The following is a 1402-nucleotide window of genomic DNA, read 5'->3' as shown; positions in this document are numbered from 1 at the left end:
AGTATGGCTGGATAGCTCAGTCGGTAGAGCAGAGGACTGAAAATCCTCGTGTCCCTGGTTCGATTCCTGGTCCAGCCACCAAAACCCTATCAATTGTGATAGGGTTTTTTTATTTATAGAGAATAATTTATATTTTTCCTAGAAAAATATATTCAGTTATGACATAATTAAAGTTGAATTAAATGATTTTAAAAGGAGAATTAACATGGATAATAAAGTATTAGTAATTTTAAATGGAAGGCAAATTACAGAAAAGGATTTAGAAGAAACTATTTTAAAGTTTCCTAGAGAAAGGCAGTCTTATCTAAGAACTGAAGATGGAAAAAAACAATTATTAGATGAGATTATATCTTTTGAATTAATTTATAATTATGCTAAAGATAATAATATAGAGTCAGATCATAATTATTTAGCACAATTAGAAGTAGCCAAAAAGGAAATATTAACTCAAACAGCTATAAGTAAATTACTTGCTGAAGTAACAGTAGAAGAAAGTGAAATAGAAAATTATTATAATAATAATAAGGATATGTTTAAGAGCGAAGAAACTGTAACAGCTAAGCATATATTGGTGGAAACTTTAGAAAAAGCACAAGAAATAATTAAAAATATAAAAGAAGGTATTAGTTTTGAAGAAGCAGCAAAGCAATATTCTATTTGTCCATCTAAGAGCTCAGGAGGAGATTTGGGGACTTTTGGAAAAGGAAGCATGGTTCCAGAATTTGAGAAAGCAGCTTTTAATTTAGAAGTAGGAGTAATAAGTGAACCAGTTAAAACTCAATTTGGATATCATATAATAAAAGTAGAAGATAGAAAGCCTGCATCTATTATGAAATTAGATGATGTTAAAAACAATATCAAGGCAAGACTATTACAAGAAAATCAAAGAAAGAGATATGTAGAATTTACAACCGAGTTAAAGAATAAATATCCTTTGGAAATTAAATAATAGAAATATGATTGTTTTTATAAATTAGAATTTATATGCATACTTTGTTCTTTAGATTGTGCCTATATAGGTTTTATTTATAAAATTTATGTAAGAGTCTTAACAAAATTTCTATGTTAAGACTTTTATATAATCTTAATTTATGAATATGCTTAAAATACTTATCCAGGTGTATCTGTATATGAAAAACTTAAAAATATATAGAATAATGGAGAAAAAATATAATAAATTCTTTTTATGAGTATTAATATCTAAAATTAGATGCTTATAGAATGGTATTATTATTTTCGTTGCCGGTGAGGTAGCAAAAAACTTTAGATACATCAAAAAAAGTGTTGACAAAGTAAAATATAAATGTTATTATATAAAAGTCGCTTGAAGCGACATGGTCTTTGAAAATTAAACAGAGAATTAAGAAACCAGTCAATTCTTAACAGGAAACTGTTAAAAATA

Annotated in this window: 1 protein-coding gene and 1 tRNA gene; both read left to right on the top strand. The window is 26.6% G+C overall.

Annotated elements, in window-relative coordinates; genetic code table 11:
* Window positions 1-5: 5 nt before the first annotated feature.
* A tRNA-Phe gene (locus tag J2Z24_RS21175) sits at window positions 6-81 on the top strand.
* A gap of 124 nt (window positions 82-205) precedes the next feature.
* Entirely contained in the window at window positions 206-949 is a 744-nt protein-coding gene (locus J2Z24_RS21170) for a peptidylprolyl isomerase (RefSeq protein ID WP_173680610.1), read from the top strand.
* The last annotated feature ends 453 nt before the right edge of the window (window positions 950-1402 follow it).

The sequence above is a fragment of the Clostridium tetanomorphum genome (assembly GCF_017873215.1).
In the GTDB taxonomy this organism is placed as follows: Bacteria; Bacillota; Clostridia; order Clostridiales; family Clostridiaceae; genus Clostridium_AO; species Clostridium_AO tetanomorphum.
Note: the sequence above shows the minus strand (reverse complement) of the source record. Positions and strands in the feature narration are given on the sequence as shown.

Coding starts and splice junctions, on each gene's coding strand:
- J2Z24_RS21170 (WP_173680610.1), top strand. CDS start 206: ATGGATAATAAAGTATTAGTAATTTTAAATGGAAGGCAAATTACAGAA.